Here is a 17,576-nt window from a genome sequence, read left to right on the forward strand (position 1 = left end):
CCTGCCGTGGCCTGCGACTCCGTCGTTCCGTCCTGCCCCCGGAACGGGTCCAGTCAGCCCCCTTCGGCACTCCTCCGGCACGCACCCGCGCAGGACCAACCGGGATCTAACGGCTTCAAATGGGCGAAGTGCGAGCCCTGCCCGGCCCCACCGTCGACGCGGCGCGGACCACTCCGCTTCTCCCCGCTCCTTTCCGCCGAACGGTTCGAACCGGACCGGGCCGCCCCCTACGCCGTGTGACGGCCACGTGACAAAGGTCTCGTCATGAGTCGAAGCACGACCCGTGTTCCTCGCGCCCTCCCGTCGTTGGTACGCACGGGGGATTCGCAGTCGGCGCGCAGCCCTCGGTCCGTCCCGGCCCGGCGCCCGGACAGCCGCACGAAGCGCGCACCGCTGCGTGCCGCCCACAGGTGAGCCGACGACCCGTGTCGGCCGTACGCCCAGCGGGAGGACCAGCAGACGTGGCCGTGACCGATCCTTCGCCCGTGCCGGCGCCCGCCCCGCACGATGCGGCGGCGCGCGGAGCAACCGCACGCGGCACCACCGAGCACGAAGGAATCCTGCGCCGCCAGTCCGCGCGGGAGTCGGCCGCGCGGACCTACGCACGTGCGCTGCCGATCGTGCCCGTACGGGCACGGGGGCTCACCATCGAGGGCGCCGACGGCCGCCGCTATCTGGACTGCCTCTCCGGAGCCGGCACGCTCGCCCTGGGCCACAATCACCCCGTGGTGCTCGAAGCCATCCGCGGTGTCCTCGACTCGGGGGCCCCGCTGCACGTCCTCGACCTGGCCACGCCGGTGAAGGACGCCTTCACCACCGAGCTGTTCCGCACCCTGCCGCCCGGCCTCGCCGACCGTGCCCGCGTCCAGTTCTGCGGCCCCGCCGGGACGGACGCCGTCGAGGCCGCCCTCAAACTCGTCCGTGCCGCCACCGGTCGCACCGGCCTGCTCGCCTTCACCGGCGCCTACCACGGGATGACCGCGGGAGCGCTGGCCGCGTCCGGTGGTGCCACGGACGTCCGCGTCACGCGCCTGCCCTATCCTCAGGACTACCGCTGCCCCTTCGGCGTCGGCGGTCCCCGCGGCGCCGAACTCGCCGCCCACTGGACCGAGTCGCTCCTCGACGACACCAAGGCGGGAGTGCCCCAGCCGGCTGGGATGATCCTCGAACCCGTACAGGGCGAGGGCGGAGTGATCCCCGCCCCCGACGCGTGGCTGCGCCGGATGCGCGCCATCACCGAGCAACGCTCGATCCCCCTCATCGCCGACGAGGTGCAGACGGGTGTCGGCCGCACCGGAGCCTTCTGGGCCGTCGACCACAGCGGGGTCGTCCCCGACGTCATGGTCCTGTCCAAGGCGATCGGCGGCAGCCTCCCGCTCGCCGTCATCGTCTACCGCGACGACCTCGACGTCTGGCCCCCGGGCGCCCACGCCGGCACCTTCCGCGGCAACCAACTCGCCATGGCCGCCGGCGCCGCCACCCTCTCCTACGTCCGGGAGAACGACCTCGCCGCCCGCGCCGCCACGCTCGGCGCCCGCATGTTCGACCAACTCAACGCCCTGGCCAAGGAGTTCCCGTACATCGGTGACGTCCGCGGCCGGGGGCTCATGATCGGCGTCGAGCTGGTCGACCCCGATCCGTCCTCGGGCGGGCCCACGTCCACCTCCGCCTCGGCCTCTACGTCCGGGCCCACGGCCGGGCTCGAAGGCCGGGGCCTCCACCGAGGCGGCCCCGAGGTTCCCGAGCAGGACGGCGGCGCGCGGGGCCGCGACGTACGCGGGCGCGCTGTACGGCGCGACGTACGGGGTGAGGAGGCACGCGACGGCGACCTCTTCACTTCCAGATCCCTCCACACCGAGGACCCGCTCTTCGCGAACCGCCCGGCGCCGCGTCCCGCGGCGCCGGGCATCGCCAGTGCCGTGCGCGACGCCTGTCTGGAGCGCGGGCTCATCGTCGAACTCGGCGGACGCCACTCCAGCGTCGTACGCCTCCTGCCGCCGCTGACCATCACCGACGAGCAGGCCGCCGCCGTCATCGACCGGCTCGCGGACGCGTTCGCCGCCGTCGCGCGAACCCGGCACCTCACCTGACCGGAGCCGGCCGAGCCCCCAGCGGCCCGCCCCGACCCACCGCGGAATCGGCACACCGGACCGACCGGACCACCGCATCACGGAGCCCACCACCCCACGCGAGGAAGCCCCCTTGAACGCGACTCCCGCCTCCGACGGCCGTCCCCGACCCTCCGCCGGCGCCTGCGACACACCGGCCCCTCTCGCCGTGGCCCGGGACACCGTCCCCCGCCAGAAGACCGCCGACGGCCAGGACGGAGACCGCCCGCGCGCCACCTTCGACGGTTTCGACCTCCTGGAACACACCGACGCCGCAACCGCCGCCCAGGCGGCCGCGATCGAGAACCTGCTGCGCTGCTGGGTCCGTGAGAACAACATCGCTCCTCCTTCCCGCGGCCCGCTCCGCGTCCCCCTGCCCGCGAGCGGCACCGCACTCCTCGTCCCTGTCCACTACTGGTCGCCCACCGGCTGGCACCGCTTCGGCCTGCCCCGCCTCGAGAACGGCCCCCGCTCCGCGCCGTACGCCGACGCCGTCACCCTCGCCGCCCTGCTGAGCCGAGAATCCGGGCCCGGCACGGAAGGTTCCGTCGACGGCGCCGCGCCCGACGGCGCCGCGCCCGACGGCGCCGCGCCCGAAGATTCCGGAGACGCGAAGGCGGCGAGTGCGACAACGCCGGCCGGGCAGACGGCGCCGGATACCGAGAGCGATGAGCCCGCAGGAGCTACCGGTCGCCAGGCGGCCGTGTCCGACCCGTCGGCCGCCCTCCTCCGCGGCCCCGCTCCCGTACCCTCCGGCGACGGCAGCGACCTGGTCGGCCAGGTCGCCGACTCGGTCCGGCGCACCGCCGCATTCATCGCCGACCGACGCGTCCGGCCCGTCGACGTCCTGGACCGTTTTCTCGCCGGTGAGCAGTCACTGCTTCTCGGACACCCACTGCACCCCACTCCGAAGAGCCGCGAAGGCCTCTCCGAATCCGAGGGGCGCCTGTACTCACCCGAAGTGCGTGGCTCCTTCCCTCTCCACTGGATCGCCGTCTCACCCGACCTCTTGGCCCAGGACTCCGCCTGGACCGAGCGTGGCCGCCCCGTAACCGCCGCCGACCTGACCGCCCGACTCGCGGGCACCGAACTGTCACTGCCCCAGGGCTGGGCCGCGCTGCCGATGCACCCTTGGCAGGCACGCGAACTTCAGCACCGAGCCGACACCACAGCTCTGTTCGACTCCGGCCTGCTGCGCGACCTCGGCACCCACGGCGACGCCTGGTACCCCACCTCCTCCGTGCGCACCCTGTACCGCCCCGGCTCCCCGGCGATGCTCAAGCTCTCCCTCGGCCTGCGCATCACCAACTCCCGCAGGGAGAACCTCCGTAAGGAACTCCACCGGGGCGTAGAGGTCCACCGTCTCCTGCGCACCGGTCTCGCCGCGCAATGGCGTGCCGCCCACCCCGGCTTCGACATCGTCAGAGACCCGGCCTGGCTCGCTGTCGACGCGCCGTCCGGCGACCCCGTGCCCGGCCTCGACGTGATGATCCGCAACAACCCCTTCGGTCAGGGCGACGCGTGCTGCGTCGCCGGCCTCGTCTCGCCCCGTCCCTCCACCAGCTCCGTGGACGGCCAGGCCGACAGCCGCCCCATGAGCTCCCGGCTCGCCGACCTCGTCACCGGCCTCGCCGCGCGCACGGGCCGATCCCTCGGAGCCGTGTCCGCCGAGTGGTTCCTGCGCTATCTGGAACACGTCGTGCGCCCGGTGCTCTGGCTCGACAGCGAGGCAGGCATCGCCCTGGAGGCCCACCAACAGAACACGGTCCTGCTGCTGGACCCCGACGGATGGCCGGCCGGCGGGCGCTATCGCGACAACCAGGGCTACTACTTCCGGGAGTCCCGGCGCATCGAGCTCGACGGCAGGCTTCCCGGCATCGGGCAGCGCAGTGACACCTTCGTCTCCGACGAGGTCACCGACGAGCGCTTCGCCTACTACCTCGGCATCAACAACGTCCTCGGCCTCATCGGAGCCTTCGGCTCCCAACAGCTCGCGGACGAACGTCTGTTGCTCGCAGCCTTCCGTCGCTTCCTCGAAGGCGCCGCCACCGGGCCGGATCGTCTGCGCAGCCCGCTCCCGAGCCGACTGCTAGAGACGACCACCCTGCGCTCCAAGGCGAACCTGCTCACTCGCCTCCACGGTCTCGACGAACTCGTCGGCCCGGTCGACACCCAGTCCGTCTACGTCACCATCGCCAACCCTCTCCTTTCCTGAGGGGCGCCTCCTCTCAATGGCTCTCCTTCTCTCTCTGCCCCGGCTCCGGCACTCCCTTTGTCCTTGCCTGTGCCACTGCCCTCCGCCGAGAACCTTCCGGCGGCCCTGACGACCAGCCCTTCCGCCTGCGAAGGGCCGCACCTCACCCACCGCCCGAGAGGAACCCGCCGTGCCCCCGACCGATGCGAGCACCGACGCCGGTACCACCCCCACCGCCGATCCGGCCGTCACCGCATCCCGCGCGGAGGACGAGGACGGCCGGGACACGGTGGACCTGCGGCTCCCCGACGAGTTGCTCAGCTTGATCGCCGAGCAGGACGGCGCCCTGCCCGCGGCCCGGCCCGCCGGCGAGCGTCGGCCGAGCCCGGACCCGCTGCCCCCGCTCGATCACGACCTGCTCGACAACGTGGGGGAGTGGGGCCCCGCCGCCGCACCCGCAGGCGTCTTCCAACTCGTGCCCGTGCGGCTCGACCGGGACCTGGACCTCATCAGCCGGTGGATGAACGACCCGGCCGTGTCGGCCTTCTGGGAACTAGCGGGCCCGGACACCGTCACCGCGGAACACCTGCGCCCGCAGCTCAGCGGCGACGGCCGCAGCATCCCCTGCCTCGGAGTCCTGGACGGCACCCCGATGAGCTACTGGGAGATCTACCGCGCCGACCTGGACCCGCTCGCCCGCTACTACCCGGCCCGCCCCCACGACACCGGTATCCATCTGCTCATCGGCGGCGTCGCCGACCGGGGGCGAGGTCTTGGCACGGCGCTCCTCACCGTGGTCGCGGACCTGATCCTCGACCACCGGCCCTCCTGCGCACGTGTCGTGGCAGAACCCGACATCCGCAACACCCCTTCCGTCTCAGCCTTTCTGAGCGCCGGCTTCCGCCTCTCCGCCGAGGTCGACCTGCCGGACAAGCGAGCCGCGCTCATGGTCCGTGACCGAGCTCTGCGCTCCGTGCTGCGAGCCGATCACTTTTAGTACACCGCTCACCCCGATCCGGTTCCCTCGCGAGGAGTCCCCGTGCCGAATCCGTCCGACGCCCCGAGTTCCACCGAGCCGCACGTGCTGTACGACCCGCCCGAGCTGACGCGTGAGAACTGGGGCCGGGCGGGTGCGCGGCTGCTCGCCAAGCTCATCGCCGAGTTCAGTTACGAGGAGATCCTCAGCCCGGCGCCCGTCGGCGGCCCCGCTCAGACATGCGGACAGAGCGCCTCCACCGACAGGGATCTGTCCGAATCGACGGTGACGGGTCGCCAGGCCTACTCCCTGGCTGTGCCCACAGGTTCCGCGTCGGGTGACGACGCGATCCTCCGTTTCCACGCCCGTCGGGGCGCGTACGGCAGTTGGCAGGTGGATCCGGACTCCCTGGCCTGGGTGTCAGAGGCGGCGGCCCTGGCGACGGGCGAGCTCGGGCGCCCCGCCGGCGACCCGCTGGATTTCGTCATCCGAGCCCGCGAACTCCTCGGCCTCGACGGCACCACGCTCGGGCACCTCATCCGCGAACTGACCGTCACTCTCGCCGCCGACGCCCGGCTCGATCACACGGCGCTCAGCGTCGCGCAGCTCGCTGACCTGGGATACGCCGAGTTGGAGGGGCACCAGACCGGCCACCCCTGGCTCGTCCTCAACAAGGGCCGTCTCGGCTTCTCCGCCACCGACGCGGCCCGCTGGACCCCAGAGGCCAGGCGTCGCACGACCCTCCCCTGGATCGCCGTCCACACCAGCCTCGCCACCTATCGCGGAGTGGCGGGACTCGCATCGGCAGACTCCCTCTACGCCCGCGAACTGGAGCCTGAGACAAGGGAACTGTTCGTCCGGACCCTGCGCGGCCGAGGTCTGGACCCTGACGCCTATCTCTGTCTGCCCGTCCACCCGTGGCAGTGGGACGACATCGTCCTGCCGCTCTTCGCGCCCGCCGTCGCCGACGGCACCATCGTCCCCCTCCCGTGCGACGGCGACCTGCGACTACCCCAGCAGTCCATCCGCACCTTCCTCAACGTGAGCCGCCCCGACCGGCTCACGGTGAAACTGCCGCTGTCGGTCCTCAACACCCTTGTATGGCGCGGGCTCCCCACCGAGCGCACGATCGCGGCGCCGGCCGTCACCACATGGATGAGGACACTGCGCGACGCCGATCCCTTCCTGAGGGACGAGTGCGGCGTCATCCTGCTGGGAGAAGTGGCCTCGGTGGCCGTGGAACACCCCCAGTACGACCGGCTCGACGAGGTCCCCTACCAGTACAAGGAACTCCTGGGCGCGATCTGGCGCGAGCCCGTCACACGCCACCTGGCCGCAGGTGAGCGCGCCCGCACGCTCGCCTCCTTGCTGCACACCGACCCTGAGGGGCGTGCCTTCGTCGCCGAACTGGTCGAGCGCTCCGGACTCGACCCCAAGACCTGGCTGACCCGGCTCTTCGCCGCGCTGCTGCCGCCCCTGCTGCGCTTCCTCTACCAGTACGGCACCGTCTTCTCGCCTCATGGAGAGAACGCGATCGTCGTCTTCGACGAACAGGATGTCCCGGCTCGTCTGGCGGTCAAGGACTTCGTGGACGACGTCAACATCAGTTCCGAGCCCCTCGCCGAGCACGCGGCGATGCCCCAGGACGTGCGCGACGTCCTGCTCACGGAACGCCCCGACTTCCTGACGCAGTTCATCCACTCAGGACTCTTCGTGGGCGTCTTCCGCTACCTGGCCCCGCTGTGCGAGGAGCAGCTGGGGGTGCCCGAGCACACGTTCTGGTCGCTGGTACGGGCCGAGATCCTCCACCACCAGGCGCGCTTCCCGGAGCTCAAGGACCGGTACGAGATGTTCGACCTGCTCACCCCCCGTATCGAGCGGCTCTGCCTGAACCGCAACCGTCTGCACCTGGACGGCTACCGCGACCGCGCCCACCGGCCGCACGCCGCCGTGCACGGCACCGTGGCCAACCCCCTGCACCAACCGTGATCGCGGGATTGTCAGTGGTGCCGTTTAGGGTGGTCGAGCTATGACGAAGCCCTCACTCCCCGAGCTCCTGCACGCCGCCGTCACCGCCGTCGGCGGCACGGAGCGCCCTGGCCAGGTGACCATGGCCGAGACCGTCGCCGAGGCGATCGACGACGGCTCCCATCTGCTGGTCCAGGCCGGCACCGGCACCGGAAAATCGCTCGGCTATCTCGTGCCGGCGCTGGCCCACGGGGAGCGCGTGGTGGTCGCCACGGCGACGCTGGCGCTGCAGCGCCAGCTCGTCGAGCGGGATCTGCCGCGCACTGTCGAGTCGCTACACCCCCTCCTGCGGCGCCGCCCCGACTTCGCCATGCTCAAGGGCCGGTCGAACTATCTGTGCCTGCACCGTCTCCACGAGGGAGTGCCGCAGGAAGAGGAGGAGGGTCTCTTCGACCAGTTCGAGGCGGCCGCCCCGACCAGCAAGCTCGGCCAGGACCTGCTGCGGATGCGGGACTGGGCGGACGAGACGGAGACGGGTGACCGGGACGATCTGACCCCGGGCGTCTCCGACAAGGCCTGGTCCCAGGTCTCCGTCTCCTCGCGGGAGTGTCTGGGCGCGTCGAAGTGCGCGTATGGGCAGGAGTGCTTCGCCGAGATGGCCCGGGAGCGGGCCAAGCTGGCCGACGTCATCGTCACCAACCACGCGCTGCTCGCGATCGACGCCATCGAGGGCGCGCCGGTCCTTCCGCAGCACGAGGTACTGATCGTGGACGAGGCCCACGAGCTGGTCTCCCGCGTGACCGGAGTGGCGACCGGCGAGCTCACTCCGGGCCAGGTCAACCGTGCGGTGCGCCGCGCCGCGAAGCTCGTGAACGAGAAAGCGGCCGACCAGCTCCAGACCGCCGCCGAGGGCTTCGAGCGACTCATGGAGCTCGCCCTGCCGGGCCGCCTCGAGGAGATCCCCGAGGACCTCGGCTACGCCCTGATGGCACTGCGCGACGCCGCCCGCACCGTGATCACCGCGCTCGGTTCCACCCGGGACAAGTCCGTCCAGGACGAGGACGCCGTACGCAAGCAGGCGCTCGCGTCCGTGGAGACGATCCACGACGTCTCGGAGCGGATCACGAACGGTTCGGAGTGGGACGTCGTCTGGTACGAACGCCACGAGCGCTTCGGCGCCTCCCTGCGGGTCGCCCCGATGTCCGTGTCCGGACTGCTCCGCGAGAAGCTCTTCACCGACCGCTCCGTCGTCCTGACCTCGGCGACCCTGAAGCTCGGCGGTGATTTCAACGGGGTGGGCGCGTCCCTCGGGCTGGCCCCGGAGGGAACGCACGGGGACGACCTGCCCGAGTGGAAGGGCATCGACGTCGGCTCGCCCTTCGACTACCCGAAGCAGGGCATCCTCTACGTCGCCAAGCACCTCGCCCGTCCCGCGCGCGAGGGCACGCGCACCGACATGATGGACGAGCTGGCGGAGCTGATGCAGGCGGCCGGTGGCCGCACGCTCGGGCTGTTCTCCTCGATGCGGGCCGCCCAGGCCGCGGCGGAGGAGCTGCGCACCCGCATCCCCGAGTATCCGATCCTGTTGCAGGGCGAGGACACCCTCGGAGAGCTCATCAAGGGCTTTGCCGCGGACCCCAAGACCTGTCTGTTCGGGACGCTGTCCCTCTGGCAGGGCGTGGACGTCCCGGGCCCCGGCTGCCAGCTCGTCGTCATGGACAAGATCCCGTTCCCGCGCCCCGACGACCCGCTGATGAGCGCCCGCCAGAAGGCCGTGGAGGACGCGGGGGGCAACGGGTTCATGGCCGTCGCCGCGACCCACGCCGCCCTGCTGATGGCGCAGGGAGCAGGCCGGCTCGTCCGGGCCACGGGGGACCGGGGCGTCGTCGCCGTCCTCGACCCGCGCATCGCGACGGCTCGCTACGGCAGCTATCTGAGGGCCTCGATGCCCGACTTCTGGTACACGGTGGACCGCAATCAGGTACGCCGCTCGCTCGCGGCCATCGATGCTGCAGCGAAGGCCGACGAGAAGTAGGCGCGCAAGCCACGCGGCGTGGCCGGATCCGGGCTCGGCGGACGGCTGCACAGCCCGGAGCGGCCGCATGTACGTACGACTGCCTCCCGGCGCCAGTGCGCGTACTTCTGCTTGCCGCGCCCGAGGTGTTCGATCGGGAATTCGGACAGCGCAGGGCCCCGGAACCGGCGCAGTTGGTTCCGGGGCCCGGTCAGGGAGCGCGTCAGACGCGGCGCAGAACGGCCACGACCTTGCCGAGGATGGTCGCCTCGTCGCCGGGGATCGGCTGGTACGCGGCGTTGTGCGGGAGCAGCCAGACGTGGCCGTCCTCGCGCTTGAAACGCTTGACGGTGGCCTCGCCGTCGAGCATCGCGGCGACGATGTCGCCGTTCTCCGCGACGGGCTGGCGACGGACGGTCACCCAGTCCCCGTCGCAGATCGCCGCTTCGATCATCGAGTCACCGACGACCTTGAGGACGAAGAGCTCTCCGTCGCCGACCAGCTGTCGGGGGAGCGGGAAGACGTCCTCGACGGACTCCTCGGCGAGGATCGGGCCACCGGCGGCGATCCGGCCGACCAGGGGTACGTACGAGGCGGCGGGCTTGCCCGTCGTGTCCGTGGGCTGCGCGCTCGGCTGGTCGGAGCCGCGGACCTCGTACGCGCGCGGGCGGTGGGGGTCGCGGCGCAGGAAGCCCTTGCGCTCGAGAGCCATCAGCTGGTGCGCCACGGACGAGGTGCTGGACAGGCCTACCGCCTGGCCGATCTCACGCATCGACGGCGGGTACCCGCGCCGCTGCACGGAGTCCCGGATGACCTCGATCACGCGGCGCTGCCGGTCCGTGAGGCCGGTGCTGTCCGCGCGGATTCCTGGGGGCCGACCGGGCAACGAGCGCCCTGGCTTGGGGCCCTCCTGGGCCATGGCGGCGTCATTCATGGCATGCACCGGCTCGAGTCGGCCCTGGGCGCGGCCCTGGGCAGTGATGGTGGCACTGTCTGCGGTCGTGGTCACGTCGGTGGGCCCCTCTCGAGAATGTCTCCCTAGCTAGCCAACGGTAGTTCCTTTCGAAAGGTTGCGCCAAACACACGTTCGAGTGAAAAACCGTAGATTACTTGTCGTGATCATGTGCTCGGGTGTATGGCTACCGCTGTCGGAGTGAGGCATTTCGGCTCAATCCGGTACGCTTCACCGCCGGGGTCGAGGACCTCTCCGTGGGCCGTATCAGTCTGCCATCCGCACCTCGGCCGCTCGGCCGTGGCCCCCGTTTTCCGTGCCCGCGAACCCGTGGATGCCTGTGTTCAGCGGCCTTGCGGGGTCTTGTGCGGCCGGAATCGACGCCGCGACACGCGTAGGGCCGAAGAGGCGACCAAACCCCAGATGTAGTGGTTGGATTGCCTCGGCAGCCCAGAAGTTGTGGTCCCGCGTCCGTCGGGGTCGTGTCCATCGCCTATGCTTGGGGCTGCTTCGAGAGGTGCGACCAGCCCTTTCGAGGCTATCGAGTCGTGCCGTGAAGGAGGGTTGGAGTTCATGCACTGCCCCTTCTGCAGGCATCCCGACAGCCGTGTCGTCGACAGCCGCACCACCGACGACGGCACGTCCATCCGCCGGCGCCGTCAGTGCCCGGACTGCTCCCGTCGTTTCACGACGGTGGAGACCTGCTCACTGATGGTGGTCAAGCGGAGCGGCGTGACGGAGCCCTTCAGCCGCACCAAGGTCATCAACGGCGTCCGCAAGGCATGCCAGGGGCGTCCGGTCACCGAGGACGCCCTCGCCCTGCTCGGTCAGCGGGTCGAGGAGGCGGTGCGTGCCACCGGGAGCGCCGAGCTGACCACCCATGACGTGGGCCTGGCCATACTGGGCCCGCTGCAGGAGCTGGACCTCGTGGCCTACCTGCGATTCGCGTCCGTGTACCGGGCGTTCGACTCGCTGGAGGACTTCGATTCGGCGATCGCGGAGCTGAGGGAACAAGCGCCCGGCGCGACGGCGGACGACGCGGGCAGGGATTGCGCAGAGAGTGAGAGCGGGCCCGGAGGGACTGTCGAAGTCCCCGTGCCCGCCCGCGCCGCCGACTGACGGCCCACGGGCCGGCGGCGGCGATCCAGAGACCTGTTGCGGGCCGCGAAAGCGGTCCCGCAATACAAGACACACACCGTGCCACGGGAAGATCGAGGCACTTTAGGGCGTTTTAGCCCGATATATGGGAGGCGGCATGACAGAGACGGCGAGCGGCCCGGCACGAGGTTCCCGCGCGAAGGGTTCCAAGGCCACCAAGGGTCTGCGTATCGAGCGCATTCACACCACCCCCGGCGTGCACCCGTACGACGAGGTGGAGTGGGCGCATCGCGACGTCGTCATGACCAACTGGCGCGACGGCTCGGTCAACTTCGAGCAGCGTGGCGTCGAGTTCCCCGACTTCTGGTCGGTGAACGCGGTCAACATCGTCACCAGCAAGTACTTCCGCGGTGCCGTCGGCACGCCGCAGCGAGAGGTGAGCCTCAAGCAGCTCATCGACCGCATCGTGAAGACGTACCGGAAGGCCGGTGAGGACTACAAGTACTTCGCCTCGCCCGCCGACGCCGAGATCTTCGAGCACGAGCTGGCCTACGCCCTCCTGCACCAGATCTTCAGCTTCAACTCGCCGGTGTGGTTCAACGTGGGCACGCCGCAGCCCCAGCAGGTCTCCGCCTGCTTCATCCTTGCCGTCGACGACTCCATGGAGTCGATCCTCGACTGGTACAAGGAAGAGGGCATGATCTTCAAGGGCGGCTCCGGCGCCGGCCTGAACCTCTCCCGCATCCGTTCCTCCAAGGAACTGCTCTCCTCCGGCGGCAACGCCTCGGGTCCCGTCTCCTTCATGCGCGGTGCCGACGCCTCCGCAGGAACGATCAAGTCGGGCGGCGCCACCCGCCGCGCGGCCAAGATGGTCATCCTGGACGTCGACCACCCCGACATCGAGGACTTCATCGAGACCAAGGTGAAGGAAGAGGAGAAGATCCGCGCCCTGCGCGACGCGGGCTTCGACATGGACCTGGGCGGCGACGACATCACGTCCGTCCAGTACCAGAACGCCAACAACTCGGTGCGCGTGAACGACGAGTTCATGAAGGCCGTCGAGTCCGGTGGCAAGTTCGGCCTGCGCGCCCGCATGACCGGTGACGTCATCGAGGAGGTCGACGCCAAGTCGCTCTTCCGCAAGATGGCCGAGGCCGCCTGGGCCTGTGCCGACCCGGGCATCCAGTACGACGACACCATCAACCACTGGCACACGTGCCCGGAGTCCGGCCGCATCAACGGCTCGAACCCGTGCAGCGAGTACATGCACCTGGACAACACGTCCTGCAACCTCGCCTCGCTGAACCTGATGAAGTTCCTCAAGGACGACGGCAAGGGCAACCAGTCCTTCGACGTCGAGCGCTTCGCCAAGGTCGTCGAGCTCGTCATCACCGCGATGGACATCTCCATCTGCTTCGCCGACTTCCCGACCGAGAAGATCGGCGAGAACACCCGCGCGTACCGCCAGCTCGGCATCGGCTACGCCAACCTGGGCGCCCTGCTCATGGCGACCGGCCACGCCTACGACTCGGACGGCGGCCGCGCTCTCGCCGGCGCCATCACGTCGCTGATGACCGGCACCTCGTACAAGCGCTCCGCGGAGCTCGCCGCGGTCGTCGGCCCGTACGACGGCTACGCGAAGAACGCCCAGCCGCACCAGCGCGTCATGAAGCAGCACGCCGACGCCAACACCGTGGCCGTCCGCATGGACGACCTGGACAGCCCGATCTGGGCCGCCGCCACGGAGGCCTGGCAGGACGTCGTCCGCCTCGGCGAGAAGAACGGCTTCCGCAACGCGCAGGCGTCCGTCATCGCCCCGACCGGCACCATCGGTCTCGCGATGTCCTGCGACACCACCGGCCTCGAGCCCGACCTCGCCCTGGTCAAGTTCAAGAAGCTGGTCGGCGGCGGCTCGATGCAGATCGTCAACGGCACCGTGCCGCAGGCCCTGCGCCGCCTGGGTTACCAGGAGGAGCAGATCGAGGCGATCGTCGCCCACATCGCCGAGCACGGCAATGTGATCGACGCCCCGGGCCTCAAGCTCGAGCACTACGAGGTGTTCGACTGCGCCATGGGCGAGCGCTCCATCTCCGCGATGGGCCACGTCCGCATGATGGCCGCCATCCAGCCGTGGATCTCGGGCGCCCTCTCCAAGACCGTCAACCTGCCGGAGACGGCGACGGTCGAGGACGTCGAGGAGGTCTACTTCGAGGCCTGGAAGATGGGCGTCAAGGCGCTCGCCATCTACCGCGACAACTGCAAGGTCGGCCAGCCGCTCTCCGCCAAGAAGAAGGAGGACGAGAAGGCCGAGGTGACCGCGAAGGCCGAGGCGACGATCCGCGAGACCGTCGAGAAGGTCGTCGAGTACCGCCCGGTCCGCAAGCGTCTGCCCAAGGGCCGTCCGGGGATCACCACCTCCTTCACCGTCGGTGGCGCCGAGGGCTACATGACCGCCAACTCCTACCCGGACGACGGTCTCGGCGAGGTCTTCCTGAAGATGTCGAAGCAGGGCTCCACCCTCGCGGGCATGATGGACGCCTTCTCCATCGCCGTCTCGGTCGGCCTCCAGTACGGCGTGCCGCTGGAGACCTACGTCTCGAAGTTCACCAACATGCGCTTCGAGCCGGCCGGCATGACGGACGACCCGGACGTGCGGATGGCGCAGTCGATCGTCGACTACATCTTCCGCCGCCTGGCGCTCGACTTCCTGCCCTTCGAGACGCGCTCCGCACTCGGCATCCACTCCGCCGAGGAGCGTCAGCGTCACCTGGAGACGGGCTCCTACGAGCCCACCGAGGACGAGGTCGACGTCGAGGGTCTGGCCCAGTCCGCGCCCCGCGCGCAGGAGCTGAAGGCCGTCGAGACGCCGAAGGCCGCGGTCGCCGCCGAGGTGCCCGCCCCGCAGCAGGCGCACACCAGCGCCGAGCTCGTCGAGATGCAGCTGGGCATCCAGGCCGACGCCCCGCTCTGCTTCTCCTGCGGTACGAAGATGCAGCGCGCCGGATCCTGCTACATCTGCGAGGGCTGCGGCTCGACCAGCGGCTGCAGCTGAACCGTCGGCACCGGGACTGACGCGGCGGCGGTGAGAACGCGCCACCGCTCAGGTCCCTGAGCGGCACACGAAGAGGGAGTCGACCCGCGGTCGGCTCCCTCTTCGCCGTCCGTGGCGCCGCCGCTCTAGAGCGCGCCCATCGCGGCGGCGAACGAGGTGAGGTCGCCGTCGAAGCCGTGGACCGTGTCGTGGAACGACCACTCGCCGTCGGCGCCCCGCACGAACTCGGCGACGGTCGCCGCCGAGCAGCCGCTCACCGAGGCGAAGTCGTGGAGCGCCAGCTCCGTGTACCCCTCCCGTATGCGCACCGCCGTGCTCGTCACGTCCCCGAAGACCTTGGTCCGGTCCGTGCTCTCCTCGCCCTGCTGAATGGCCACGCCGACGATCACGCGCGCGTACCGCGGTGCCAGACGCTCCAGTTCGAGCGTCATGACCTCGTCGTAGCCGAAGCCCTGACCGGTGCGGCTGTCCCGGTCCAGCGTGATGGTGCCGTCCGGGGAACGGCTGTCGAAGTGCACGACGTAGTCGGGATCCCCGTGCGGCGCGTCGCTCGTGTACGTCGCCGCCACGAGGTCCAGGTCATGGGGAGGCGAGCCGATCGGGCTCGGGTCCCACTTCAGTCCGACCTCGATCTTGTCGATCCCCTTGCGCAGGCTGCTCACCGAACTCCCCCTTCTCGGCGCGATGTTTGAGTGCTACCGACACGCTACGTCGTCCCACCGACAACAGGGGGACCGACCGTTCGCCGTCGGCCACTCGCGCGCGCCCCCCCGAAGTCCCCGCACTACAGCGGAGAGTGACGCCACGTCATGCGTCGCGCCGTACGATGATGCGGTGCTGGTCAAGTGGATTCGCTGCACCGTGGTGGACCGTCGGGGGTTCGAGCGGGGGCAGCGGAAATGGGCGGGGCTTCTCGGGGAGCCGGGGTTCAGGGGACAGGGCGGAGGCTGGAGCAGGCGTCGGTCCGACGTGGCCCACGTGTTCGGCTTCTGGGAGAGCCGGGCCTTCTACGACTCCTTCATGGCGCGGTCCCACGACCGGCTCGCCGCGGCGCAGTCCGGCACGTTCAAGGACATACAGGTGAAGCTCTTCGACTACAGCTTCGACGTGAAGACCGGGTTCGAGGCCAAGTTCACGGACGCGGACGTCGTGCGGGTGGCTCACCTCAAGGTGCACGCCGAGCGGGCGGAGCACTTCGCCCTGATGCAGCAGAAGGTCTGGAACCCGGCGATGGCCGGCTCGCCCGGCATGATCCGCGGCCTCTTCGGGGAGGCGCCCGGCGACGAGTTCCTGGTCCTCTCCATGTGGCGCTCCGAGGCTGAGCGAGGCAAGTACCAGGTGAACCGGGTGGAGCGGCTCTCCGCGCGGGCGCAGACCGAGACCGACGTCCTGGACGTGAGCGGAGACATCGTCGGACTGGAGCCGAGCTGGACGGTGTGAACGGGGCCCCACGCGCGCGTGCCCTGTGATCTACGCCGGATGGAGCCCGTACGGGTGCTCGAAACCGGCCGGATCGATCTACTGTCTTGGCATGGCACGACCACGGCGCATCGTTCTGGTCCGGCACGGCGAGTCCGAGGGGAACGCGGACGACACCGTGTACGAACGCGAGCCCGACCACGCGCTGGCGCTCACCGAGAACGGATGGCGCCAGGCCGAGGGCACCGGCCGAGAGCTGCGTGACCTGTTCGGGGACGAGCGGGTGAGCGTCTATGTCTCGCCCTACCGGCGTACGCACCAGACGTTCCGGGCGTTCCGCCTGGATCCCGGTCTCGTACGGGTGCGGGAGGAGCCGCGCCTGCGCGAACAGGACTGGGGCAACTGGCAGGACCGTGACGATGTGCGGCTCCAGAAGGCGTACCGGGACGCGTACGGGCACTTCTTCTACCGCTTCGCGCAGGGAGAGTCCGGGGCCGATGTGTACGACCGGGTCGGCGCCTTCCTGGAGAGCCTGTACCGGAGCTTCGAGGACCCCGGGCACCCGCCCAACGTGCTGCTGGTGACGCACGGGCTCACGATGCGGCTGTTCTGCATGCGCTGGTTCCACTGGAGCGTCGCGGACTTCGAGGCGCTGTCGAATCCCGGGAACGCGGAGACGCGCTCGCTCGTTCTGGGGGAGAACGGCAAGTACACCCTGGACCGGCCGTTCGAACGCTGGCGTGAACCTGAGCCCTACGGGATCACCGGTTAGAGTGGCTTTGCGATGATCGCTGATTCCTCTCCCGAAGGGCGCATGGCCCGCGCCCTGTCCAGCCTGCGCGGCCTCTCCGTGGGGGACGCGCTGGGATCGCAGTTCTTCGTTCCGGAGAACTATCCGCTCCTCCAGCGCCGTGACCTGCCCGACGGCCCCTGGCAGTGGACCGACGACACCGAGATGGCCTGTTCCGTGGTGGCCGTCCTGGCCAGACACTGCCGGATCGACCAGGACGACCTCGCCCGGTCGTTCGCCGAGCACCATGACTTCGACCGCGGGTACGGCCCCGCGGTGAACCGGCTGCTGAGGCTGGTCCGCGAGGGTGGCGACTGGCGCGAGCTCGCCTCGGCGCTGTTCAAAGGCCAGGGCTCGTGGGGGAACGGGGCGGCGATGCGGATCGCCCCGCTCGGCGCCTACTACGCGGACGACCCCGAGCAGGCCACCCACCAGGCCGAGATCTCGGCGTATCCGACGCATCAGCACCGTGAGGCGGTGGTCGGTGCGATGGCGGTGGCCGCCGCGGCAGCCCTGGTCGCCGCTCCGGCCGGTCCGCCCACCCCGGGCGATCTGCTGGACGGGGTCGTCGCGCTGGTGCCGCGCAGTGCGGTGGGTGCCGGGCTGCGCCGGGCCCGGGACATGCTCGACTACGGGGACCCGGGGACCGTCGCCGCGGTGCTCGGCTGTGGCCGGCGGACCTCGGCGCACGACACCGTGCCGTTCGCCCTCTGGTCGGCCGCCCGCGGGCTCGGCGACTACGAGCGAGCCTTCTGGAGCACCGCCCAGGTGGGCGGCGATGTGGACACGACCTGCGCGATCGTCGGTGGGATCCTCGCCTCCGCCCCCGCGGGAGCCCCGCCGGCCGCTTGGCTGGAGCGGACCGAAGCCCTCCCGGAGTGGGCCGCGCCCCAGAAGGCGTAGACCGCTCCGGAAGATCTTGCCCTCGGGCGCCGCTCGGGTGCGGCGCCGTGGATGCCGGGCCCCTGGCCGACAGCCGGAGGCCCGGCATCCACGTCCCCCGCC

The 17,576-nt window shown here is 70.4% G+C and carries 12 protein-coding genes; 10 read left to right on the forward strand and 2 right to left on the reverse strand.

What is annotated here, in order from left to right:
- Positions 1-461: 461 nt before the first annotated feature.
- The 5 genes from ACZ4E1_RS07420 to ACZ4E1_RS07440 all read left to right on the forward strand — a co-directional run bounded on the left by ACZ4E1_RS07420 (position 462) and on the right by ACZ4E1_RS07440 (position 9,281).
- A complete protein-coding gene (locus tag ACZ4E1_RS07420; RefSeq protein WP_467536779.1) occupies positions 462-2,090 on the forward strand; it encodes a diaminobutyrate--2-oxoglutarate transaminase family protein in 1,629 nt (542 codons plus the stop codon).
- A gap of 112 nt (positions 2,091-2,202) precedes the next feature.
- Positions 2,203-4,323, forward strand: a complete 2,121-nt coding sequence (locus ACZ4E1_RS07425) for an IucA/IucC family protein (RefSeq protein ID WP_467536780.1) — start codon at positions 2,203-2,205, stop codon at positions 4,321-4,323.
- 169 nt (positions 4,324-4,492) lie between these two features.
- Entirely contained in the window at positions 4,493-5,299 is an 807-nt protein-coding gene (locus ACZ4E1_RS07430) for a GNAT family N-acetyltransferase (RefSeq protein WP_467536781.1), read from the forward strand.
- A 42-nt stretch (positions 5,300-5,341) separates the two neighbouring features.
- Entirely contained in the window at positions 5,342-7,267 is a 1,926-nt protein-coding gene (locus ACZ4E1_RS07435; protein ID WP_467536783.1) for an IucA/IucC family protein, read from the forward strand.
- A gap of 40 nt (positions 7,268-7,307) precedes the next feature.
- A complete protein-coding gene (locus ACZ4E1_RS07440) occupies positions 7,308-9,281 on the forward strand; it encodes an ATP-dependent DNA helicase (protein WP_467536786.1) in 1,974 nt (657 codons plus the stop codon).
- Between the two features lie 202 nt (positions 9,282-9,483).
- On the opposite strand, the gene lexA is transcribed toward ACZ4E1_RS07440, so the two are convergent.
- Complete coding sequence (gene lexA, locus ACZ4E1_RS07445) at positions 9,484-10,269, reverse strand: transcriptional repressor LexA (RefSeq protein ID WP_467536788.1); 786 nt, start codon at positions 10,267-10,269, stop codon at positions 9,484-9,486.
- Between the two features lie 516 nt (positions 10,270-10,785).
- On the opposite strand from lexA, the gene nrdR reads away from it, so the two are divergent.
- Together nrdR and ACZ4E1_RS07455 are read left to right on the forward strand one after the other, a co-directional pair.
- Positions 10,786-11,331, forward strand: coding sequence for a transcriptional regulator NrdR (nrdR, locus tag ACZ4E1_RS07450; RefSeq protein ID WP_467536790.1), 546 nt, complete (start codon positions 10,786-10,788; stop codon positions 11,329-11,331).
- Between the two features lie 136 nt (positions 11,332-11,467).
- Positions 11,468-14,362 (forward strand): vitamin B12-dependent ribonucleotide reductase, encoded by a 2,895-nt coding sequence (locus ACZ4E1_RS07455; RefSeq protein WP_467536791.1) that lies wholly within the window; start codon positions 11,468-11,470, stop codon positions 14,360-14,362.
- A gap of 125 nt (positions 14,363-14,487) precedes the next feature.
- On the opposite strand, the gene ACZ4E1_RS07460 is transcribed toward ACZ4E1_RS07455, so the two are convergent.
- A complete protein-coding gene (locus ACZ4E1_RS07460) occupies positions 14,488-15,024 on the reverse strand; it encodes a TerD family protein (RefSeq protein WP_467536793.1) in 537 nt (178 codons plus the stop codon).
- 172 nt (positions 15,025-15,196) lie between these two features.
- On the opposite strand from ACZ4E1_RS07460, the gene ACZ4E1_RS07465 reads away from it, so the two are divergent.
- The 3 genes from ACZ4E1_RS07465 (at position 15,197) to ACZ4E1_RS07475 (ending at position 17,474) form a co-directional block, all read left to right on the forward strand.
- Positions 15,197-15,802, forward strand: a complete 606-nt coding sequence (locus tag ACZ4E1_RS07465; protein ID WP_467536795.1) for a YdbC family protein — start codon at positions 15,197-15,199, stop codon at positions 15,800-15,802.
- Positions 15,803-15,893: 91 nt separating this feature from the next.
- Entirely contained in the window at positions 15,894-16,553 is a 660-nt protein-coding gene (locus ACZ4E1_RS07470) for a histidine phosphatase family protein (RefSeq protein ID WP_467536797.1), read from the forward strand.
- 12 nt (positions 16,554-16,565) lie between these two features.
- Positions 16,566-17,474, forward strand: coding sequence for an ADP-ribosylglycohydrolase family protein (locus ACZ4E1_RS07475; protein WP_467536798.1), 909 nt, complete (start codon positions 16,566-16,568; stop codon positions 17,472-17,474).
- Positions 17,475-17,576 lie beyond the last annotated feature (102 nt).

The sequence above is a fragment of the Streptomyces sp. NPDC025806 genome (assembly GCF_055558275.1).

Coding starts and splice junctions, on each gene's coding strand:
- ACZ4E1_RS07440 (WP_467536786.1), top strand. CDS start 7,308: ATGACGAAGCCCTCACTCCCCGAGCTCCTGCACGCCGCCGTCACCGCC.
- nrdR (WP_467536790.1), top strand. CDS start 10,786: ATGCACTGCCCCTTCTGCAGGCATCCCGACAGCCGTGTCGTCGACAGC.
- ACZ4E1_RS07455 (WP_467536791.1), top strand. CDS start 11,468: ATGACAGAGACGGCGAGCGGCCCGGCACGAGGTTCCCGCGCGAAGGGT.
- ACZ4E1_RS07470 (WP_467536797.1), top strand. CDS start 15,894: ATGGCACGACCACGGCGCATCGTTCTGGTCCGGCACGGCGAGTCCGAG.
- ACZ4E1_RS07475 (WP_467536798.1), top strand. CDS start 16,566: ATGATCGCTGATTCCTCTCCCGAAGGGCGCATGGCCCGCGCCCTGTCC.